The sequence below is a fragment of the Nonomuraea sp. K271 genome, assembly GCF_009908215.1.
Classification (GTDB): domain Bacteria; phylum Actinomycetota; class Actinomycetes; order Streptosporangiales; family Streptosporangiaceae; genus Nonomuraea; species Nonomuraea longispora.
The window spans coordinates 1-7,814 of the sequence record NZ_JAAAHR010000267.1 but is presented as its reverse complement, the minus strand read 5'-3'; the positions used below and the strand labels follow the sequence as shown (position 1 = coordinate 7,814).

The following is a 7,814-nucleotide window of genomic DNA, read 5'->3' as shown; positions in this document are numbered from 1 at the left end:
TGTGTATAAGAGACAGGTCAGGGAAGGCGCGGCCGGGGGAGTCGCGGTCGAGGTCGTGCCCTCGCTCGACCTGACGAGGCCGGTCGCCACCGTGACGTTCGACCGGGCGAGCGCGAGGCGGCTGGGAGCGTGCGACCTGGCGGGGGTGCTGCGGGCAGGGGCGGCGCTGCTGGCGTCGGAGCAGCTCGGGGTGGCCGAATGGTGCCTCGGCACGACGCTCGCCTACGTCAAGGAACGTCACCAGTTCGCCCGGCCGATCGGCTCGTTCCAGGCGCTCAAGCACCGGCTGGCGGACCTGTGGCTGGACGTGGTCAGGGCCAGGGCCGCCGCCAGGAGCGCCGCCGCCGACCCCTCGGCCGTGTCGGTGGCCGTGGCCCAGTCGTGGAACGCCGGCGTGGCGGTGCACGCGGCGGAGGAGGCCGTGCAACTGCACGGCGGGATCGGGATGACCTGGGAGCACCCCGTGCATCTGTTCCTCAAGCGCGCCAAGGCCGGCGAGATCGCGCTCGGTACGCCGGGCGACCACCGGGAGGCGCTGGCCTCACTGGTCGACGTCCGCGGCCCCGAGTGAGGTGAGGAGCAGGTCGGCGAAGTGCCTGCCCACCTGGGCGCCGCTCAGCGGGCCGTCCGCGTGGAACCAGGTGCCCAGGTGGTGCACGGAGCCGAAGAAGTAGTCGACGACCAGCTCGGCGGGGACCCGGTCGCTGAAGACGCCGGTGCGCTGCCCCTCGGCCACGAGGTCGCGGAACCGTTCGTGGTAGCGGCGGCGCTCGGCGCGTACGGTCTTGCGCGTCTCGGGGGCGAGCAGGTGCATCGACCGGAAGAAGATCTTGGAGTCGTCGAGGTTGGCGGTCGTGGTCTCGACGACGTCGGCGGCGGCCCGGTGCAGGCGTTCCTTCAGCGTGCCCGGGCCGTCGGCGATCTGCGCCAGCCTGTCCGTCTGCATGCGCAGCACCCGGCCGTAGATCTCGTGCAGCAGGTCGTCCTTCGAGTCGAAGTAGTGGTACATGGCGCCTTTCGTGACGCCCGCGGCCACCACGATCTCCTGCACGGAGGTGCTCTCGAAGCCTCGCTCGGCGAACAGCCTGGTCGCCTCGGCGAGGATGCGCTGCCTGACCGGTTCTTCTTTCACGTGGTCCCCCTTGGTCACCCGCCTTAGCATACCGACTGGTCGGTTGAGCACATTGGGTGGTCTTGCAGGTACTAATTCCGTCACCTTAGGCTCGCCTTGGTTAGGAGCGGGTATCTCTTGACCGGCGAGGGATCTTCGGCGTGGCAGATCCTGCTAGACATCTACTCATTCGGGGAGTTTGCCGTGCCAGGTGGCTCTATCTACGTGAAGCAGGACGAAAAGTACACAGGGTCATCCCCGCAATGGTGGTACGAGAAGTTCTGGCGCGAGGACGCCCAGAACCGGCGCAGGTCTCGGTACATCAAGGCCGGCGTGGGGCTCGTGCTCGGCGCCGCAGTGGCGATCAGGTTCGACCTCACCGCCTTCTCGCCGCTGTTCGCGCTGCTCTTCGCCGGCCTCGTGGCCGCGGGAGACTGGCTCTACCACTGGCGGGCCTTCCACGCCACAGCGGTCTGGCGGGGAGCGCGGCGGGGTGAGGTGATCACCGGCAGGCACCTGCGCCGGTCACTGCGGCGCCTTGGCTACAACGTCCTCGACGGCCGCGCCATCCGCGGGAAGGCCTCCATCGACCACCTCGTGATCGGCCCAGGAGGCGTCTGGGTCGTCGACAACGAGTCGTGGAGCCCCGACACCGAGATCGCCTGCTACGCGGGGCGGCTCTTCTTCGGCGAGAAATACGGCTCCAAGACGGCCAAGCCGCTGGTGGAGGCCGCCGAGGCGTTCGCCGAGCTGCTCAACCGCGAGACGGGCATCGCGGTGACCATCACGCCCCTGCTCGCCGTGCACTGCGGCCTGCTGCCCAAGAGCGGCATCGTGCACGCGGAGGGCATCACGCTGCTCAAACCGCGCCTGACCGGCAAGCTGATCAGATCGGCCGAGGGCGGCGTGCTCAGCGACGAGCAGATCGAGGTGCTCACCCGTACGGCGGCCAGGGAGCTCCAGCGGGTCTGACCCCTCAGGCCAGCGTCTCGATGAACGCCGTGAGCTGGGCGACGTTGCGGCACTCGTGCATCGGCACGACCTGCCCGTAGTCGCTCGCGAGCGAGTCGCCCGTGTCCCACTGCCGCCGCGGCTCCGGGTTGAGCCAGTAGGCGTGGCGGGCGCGGGACACGAGCGACTCCAGCACGTCCAGGGCGGGCGGCTGGTAGTTGGAGCGCGCGTCGCCGAGGATCAGCAGCGAGGTCTTCGGGCCGATCGCGTCGCCGTACCGCTCGGCGAAACGTTCCAGCGCGTGCCCGTAGTTCGTCCGGCCGAAGCGCACCATGTCGGCCTCGTCCGCCAGCCTGGCCATGGCCTCCACGACGTCGGCGCCCGGGGCGAAGAACCGGGTGATCTCGTCCACCGTGTCCACGAAGCCGAACGCCCGCACCTTGGCGAACTGCTCCCTCAGCGCGTACGTGAGCAGCAGCGTGAAGTGCGCGAACGACGAGACCGAGTCGCTGGTGTCGCAGAGGACGACGAGCTCGGGCCTGTGCGGTCGCGGGGGCTTGACGTGGACGGTCAGCGGCACGCCGCCGCTCTGCAACGAGGCCCGCATCGTCCTGCGGAAGTCGAGCCGGCCGCGCCTGCCCTTCCTGTGTTTGATCGTCAGCCGCGCGGCCAGGCGGCGGGCCAGCGGATGCACCTCCCGGCGCAGCCTGGCCAGGTCGGCCCTCGCGATGCGCAGGAAGTCGATCTGGTCGAGCGGCGGGCGTACGGCGGAGCGGGCGATGCGTTCGATGCCGGAGTCCTCGGCGATCCGGCGGCGCACGTCGGTGGCCACGGCCTCCTCGAAGCGCCGCAGCCCGGCGCCGACCCGCTGCCGCAGGGTCTTCTCGGCCAGTCCGCCGCGCTCGCCGTCCGGCAGCCCGGCGCGGAGGATGCCGGCCATCAGCGTCTCGGGGGACAGGGCGCGCATGACGCTGTAGGAGAACCAGTTCTGCCGCCCGGGCCCGGAGTCCTGGCGGCCGAACCGCCCGACCATGGCCTGGGCGAACGCGCGCAGCTCCGGGTCGGCGCCGCCGGTCAGCAGGCCGGCCAGGTGCTCGCGGAGTTCGGGGACCGTGGCCGTCTCCGGATCGGCCGCGCCGCCGGGCCGCTCGGCCCGCGACCCGGTCGTCGACGCCGGGAACCACAGGTCGAACAGCACGTCGAACCCCGGCCGGTAGGCGGGCTTCTTGACCAGCGTGGCCGCGTACGCGGCGCGCAGCGACTCCCTGTCGGTCAGCTCGATCGCTCGCAGCGCGCCGGCCGCGTCCAGCCCCTCCGCCACCGACACCGGCACCCCGGCCTCGCGCAGCGCGTGCACGAAGCCCACGTGGCGGTCGATCAGCGACCCGGGCTCAGGCATCCGTCAGCCCCAGCTCCTTGACCACCCTGGCGTGGTCGGAGGCGTGCTTGAGCACGACGCCGAGCGTGCCGGCGACTGTCGCCTCGTCCAGCTCGGCCCGCCCGAGCGCCAGCAGCGTGTTGGCCCAGTCGACGGTCTCGGCCACCGACGGCGCCTTCTTCAGCTCCAGCGCCCTGAGCGTGGCGACCGTACCGGCCAGCTGCTCGGCGAGGCCGGCCCGCAGGCCCGGCACCTGCGCGAGCACGATGTCCCGCTCCCGCTCGGGGGTGGGGTATTCGATGTGCAGGTAGAGGCAGCGCCGCTTGAGCGCCTCCGACAGCTCGCGGGTCGCGTTGGAGGTCAGCACCACGTACGGCCGGCGCGTCGCGGTGATGGTGCCCAGCTCGGGGATCGTCACCTGGAAGTCGGACAGCAGCTCCAGCAGCAGCCCCTCGACCTCGACGTCCGCCTTGTCGGTCTCGTCGATGAGCAGCACGGCGGGTTCGGCGGACCTGATCGCCTTGAGCAGGGGCCGCTCCAGCAGGAACTCCTCGGTGAAGATGTCGTCGTCGGCGCTGGTCGCCTGGATCCTGAGCAGCTGCTTCTTGTAGTTCCACTCGTAGAGCGCCCTGGCCTCGTCGAGCCCTTCGTAACACTGGAGTCTGATCAGCCCGGCGCCGGTGGCCTGCGCCACCGCCTTGGCCAGCTGCGTCTTGCCGACCCCCGCCGGCCCTTCGACGAGGAGCGGCTTGCCCAGCGCCGCGGCCAGGAACACCGACGTGGAGATGGCGTCGTCGGAGAGGTAGTCCACGGCGGCGAGCCGCTCCGTCACGTCGGCGGGCGAGTCGAACATCGATGCTCCTGTCGTCGGTGCCGAACTTTATTCTAGCGTTCGGGCCGGGCTGATACCGATTCGACCAGGATGCGGATCACCGGTATATTCCTCAGCAGTGCCAGCGCCGCTAGCTCAGTTGGTCAGAGCAGCTGACTCTTAATCAGCGGGTCCGGGGTTCGAGTCCCTGGCGGCGCACCACACGAGAAACCCCAACTCAGTACGCTGAGCTGGGGTTTCTCGGTTTCTGAAGGACCTCTGCCCGCCTCTGGACCGATCGAGGCGCGCCATTGGTTGCTCGGTGGTTGCTCTTCGGCACGGTTTCGGCACGTGGCGGGGCGTTCAGGAACCCGGCTTGGGCCCGTTCGTCAGGTCAGACCCGCAAGACGATCAAGAGAACGCCAAGCCGGAAGGTGCGGTGGGCATGCCGGTCCGCGATGTGCTTTCCTTCCGACAAAGAGTTGATCAAACTGCCTGAAGCGCATGTTCTTGCCGCTTGGCAGTGGAGGTGTTCTGACCTCCTCTGAGGAACAGATTCAGATCCGCTTCTCGCCTATGGAGCCAGAGGCTTGCTGTGCAGAGGCGATCAACGTGCCAGTCTGGCGCGGAGAAGCTCCGCATCCGGTTGCGCCAACTCATCGAAGATGAACAAGGCCTGCTGCCATGCTTCGTGGGCGCCCTCCTGAGCACCCAACGCCGCGTGCGAATCGCCGATTCTGGTCAGGACGTCCGCCTCGTCGTATCGGTTGCCCATGTCCCGCCACAGGGCCAACGCTGACTCGTAGTGGCCGAGTGCCTGCTCATGCTGCGCGAGCTGAGCGTAGGTGTATCCAAGGCTGTCGAGAGTGTCAGCCTGGCCGTCCTGATCGTTGAGCTCGCGGAAGAGTGCCAACGCGGCCTCGCATGTGCGCAGCGCGGCTTGGAACTCGCCGAGATGGGCATGGCACCAGCCGAGGTTCTCCAGGGTGTGGGCTTGGCCTGCCCGGTCGTGATGACGCTCGTGCAGACGGATCGCGCGTTCGAGATGCCCTTTGGCCTCTCCATATCGGTCCTGCTCCTCGTACACGATGGCCAAGGCGATCAAGGCGTTGCCCTCGTACACCTCCGAGCCGATCCGCCGCAGTGCTTCCAGTGCTTGGAGCAATTGCTCCTCGGCCTCGGCGAAGTGCCCGATCCGAGCGTGTGCGTATCCGATGCTGGTACGGATCAGCGCTTCAGCCTCGCGGTCCCCGAGTCGTGAAGTGGCTTGTAGGGCGGCTTCACCTGTGCGCAAGCGATCAAACGCATGGCCGCGCCGGTCGAAGTAGACACCAAGCGTCCAGGCGAGCCGCCAAGCATGCGAGTCAAACCCATTTCGCAGAGCATGATAGATGCCTTCCACCAGCGCTGTGTGCTCCGTCTCCAGCCAACCAACGGCCTCCCCGTATGTGGAGAACTTCGGCTTGGAGGAGACACCAGCCGCCGGAAGGAGTTCGATGCGGGCGCGATTTGGGCTTATCACGCGATCGGCCGTATCCGCTGCCAACAGCAGGAAATCATGCAGACGCCGCATTGCCTCCTGCCGGGATTGGACCGACTCATCGCGCTCCACCTGATCCGCCGCGAAGGTACGCAGCAGGTCGTGGACGCGGTAACGGTCGCGAGTCAACTCGCTGACGAGGTTGGCCTCCACGAGCACGTCGAGCAAGCGGCGGGTCACTGGAAGGGGAGTGCCGGCGAGCGTCGACACTCCGGCGAGACTGATCTCGGGGCCGGGAGCCAGGCCCAGCAGGCGAAATATCCTGGCAGGCTCGGGAGCCAGGTTGCGGTAGGACCAGGAGAAGACGGACGCGATGTTTGTCGTTTCACTGTCATGTAGGTCCAAGGCGTAGAGCCGATCTCTCTCGGAGCGCAGGTCGTCGGTGAGCGATTCCAACGGCCAATTGTAAATCGCCGCCCGTGCCCCGACTATGCTCAACGCGAGCGGCAACATTCCACAAAGTTCCACAAGTGTGGCCGCTGCGCTTCTTTCATGCTCCACGCGTTCGCTGCTCAGGTAGCAGGCCAATAGCTCAGCACCCTCCCCTTGCTCCAGCAATTTCATCGCCAAAGGCGTGGCGCCGTCGTTGGCCACCAACGCTCCCAACTTGTTCCGGCTGGTTGCGATAGCCATGCAGGTGGGGGATCCAGGAAGGAGATGACGTATCTGGTCAGTATTCAGCGCGTTGTCCAAGACGACCAGAACTTGCCGCCCGTCGAGCAGTGAGCGGTAGAGTGAGATCTGATCAGCTATCTCGAACGGGATATTATCTGGCCTTACTCCCAACGCGGCAATAAATCCCCTCAACGCCTGACTTGGGGTGACCGGCGTACCGCTGGGATCGAATCCCCGCAGGTTGACGTAGAGCTGACCATGAGGAAATCGGTCGGCGACGCTGTGCGCCCAGTGGAGGGCGAGGGTCGTCTTGCCGATCCCCGCCATACCAGTGATTGTATAGATGGCGCTGAGCCCGGGTTTCCGCTCACTTAGGGCTCGGCTCAGGGCAGCGAGCTCGGCTTTCCTCGCAGTAAAGCGGCTTGTGGCAGGTGGTAGCTGTCGCGGCACAACAGGAGCTGAAGCCGCTTCTTGCCAGTGGATCTGCACGTCGCCACTGATCGTCCCTGCCTGGATGGCCGGACCGTGGACCGTACCCGACAACACGTTGGTCGACTCGTCCTCTGACTCCGCGGAAGGTGAAGTCTGCGCGATCACGGCCTGCCTGGCTCCCTGCCGACGACTTGACGCCTATTCCAGGATTGCATCCTGACTCGTACCATGTCATCAGGCTGAACATATCGGTTCGAGTCGGGAACGATTCGCGGAGATAAGAGGGCCAATATGGACGAGACCGTCGTGGCACTTGTGGCGGCGGGCGTCACCAGCCTCGTCACCGGGGCAACGGGTGAAGCGGGCAAAGCGGCCTGGATGTCGCTCACGACCATGGTGAAGAAGGCCTTCGGCAAGAAGGATGAACAGCAAACAGCATTGGAGCTGGTCGAAGCCGTCAGGACAGATGGGCGGGACGTCACCGAGTTGTCCGAAGTGCTGGTGGAGCGGGCTGGCTGGGACACGCAGTTCGCCAGCGAGCTGTCCGCCTGGCTCGAGAGCATCAAGGCGCTCCCGAAGTCCGACGGGCCCACGAATGTGGTGGCAGGAAGTGCGCAGGTCACGGGGCCCCTGATCCAGGGCCGTGACTTCTCAGGGCCGATCAGCTTCGGCACGCCTCCGCCAAGCGGTGGAAAGCCTTAGCGATTCGAATCCTGGCCGGGTATGCCCGACATTCCGGGACTGATGGGTGCCGGCCCGCAGAACTCGGCCACCACCGGTAAGCCCGGAGCATCATCTCGACATTGACCCGGTCGCACCGCGCACGCTGTCTCACCAGCCAGTCGTACTGTGAACCTATTTCAGGCTCACCCGGCTTGGGTGACGCGATGGTTTTGAAGGACGGCGATGGCCTTGCAGAGGTGGCCGGCCTTGGACGGGCTGCAGCGTAGCTTGCGCAAGATTCTCCAGCCTTTGA

7 protein-coding genes and 1 tRNA gene are annotated in these 7,814 nt (G+C 66.9%); 4 read left to right on the top strand and 4 right to left on the bottom strand.

Going from position 1 to position 7,814, the window contains the following annotated elements; genetic code table 11:
- Window positions 1-571 (top strand): acyl-CoA dehydrogenase family protein (locus GUY59_RS44920; protein ID WP_161715057.1); only part of this gene is annotated, 571 nt, incomplete at its 5' end.
- Here GUY59_RS44920 and GUY59_RS44915 read toward each other — a convergent pair.
- Window positions 542-1,162: a TetR/AcrR family transcriptional regulator gene (locus tag GUY59_RS44915; protein WP_138208377.1), complete on the bottom strand. Its 621-nt coding sequence runs from the start codon at window positions 1,160-1,162 to the stop codon at window positions 542-544. The two genes, GUY59_RS44920 and GUY59_RS44915, sit on opposite strands and share 30 nt — an antisense overlap.
- 174 nt (window positions 1,163-1,336) lie before the next feature.
- On the opposite strand from GUY59_RS44915, the gene GUY59_RS44910 reads away from it, so the two are divergent.
- Window positions 1,337-2,083 (top strand): nuclease-related domain-containing protein, encoded by a 747-nt coding sequence (locus GUY59_RS44910; protein WP_252375252.1) that lies wholly within the window; start codon window positions 1,337-1,339, stop codon window positions 2,081-2,083.
- Between the two features lie 4 nt (window positions 2,084-2,087).
- Here the strand turns inward: GUY59_RS44910 and GUY59_RS44905 are convergent, their stop codons facing one another.
- Both GUY59_RS44905 and GUY59_RS44900 read right to left on the bottom strand, forming a co-directional pair.
- The gene (locus GUY59_RS44905) at window positions 2,088-3,461 is read right to left on the bottom strand and encodes a vWA domain-containing protein (RefSeq protein WP_138208379.1); all 1,374 of its coding nucleotides are present in this window, start codon (window positions 3,459-3,461) and stop codon (window positions 2,088-2,090) included.
- Window positions 3,454-4,293 carry an AAA family ATPase gene (locus GUY59_RS44900; RefSeq protein WP_138208380.1) on the bottom strand — a complete coding sequence of 280 codons (840 nt, stop codon included), beginning with the start codon at window positions 4,291-4,293 and terminating at the stop codon, window positions 3,454-3,456. Before GUY59_RS44900 ends, GUY59_RS44905 begins: the two co-directional genes overlap by 8 nt.
- A 103-nt stretch (window positions 4,294-4,396) precedes the next feature.
- Here GUY59_RS44900 and GUY59_RS44895 point away from each other — a divergent pair.
- Window positions 4,397-4,473 (top strand) — tRNA-Lys (locus tag GUY59_RS44895).
- Between the two features lie 385 nt (window positions 4,474-4,858).
- Here the strand turns inward: GUY59_RS44895 and GUY59_RS44890 are convergent.
- A complete protein-coding gene (locus GUY59_RS44890) occupies window positions 4,859-6,856 on the bottom strand; it encodes an ATP-binding protein (RefSeq protein WP_252375254.1) in 1,998 nt (665 codons plus the stop codon).
- Between the two features lie 273 nt (window positions 6,857-7,129).
- Here GUY59_RS44890 and GUY59_RS44885 point away from each other — a divergent pair, with 273 nt between their 5' ends.
- On the top strand, window positions 7,130-7,540 hold the full coding sequence (locus GUY59_RS44885; RefSeq protein ID WP_138208382.1) for a hypothetical protein: 411 nt from the start codon (window positions 7,130-7,132) through the stop codon (window positions 7,538-7,540).
- Window positions 7,541-7,814 lie beyond the last annotated feature (274 nt).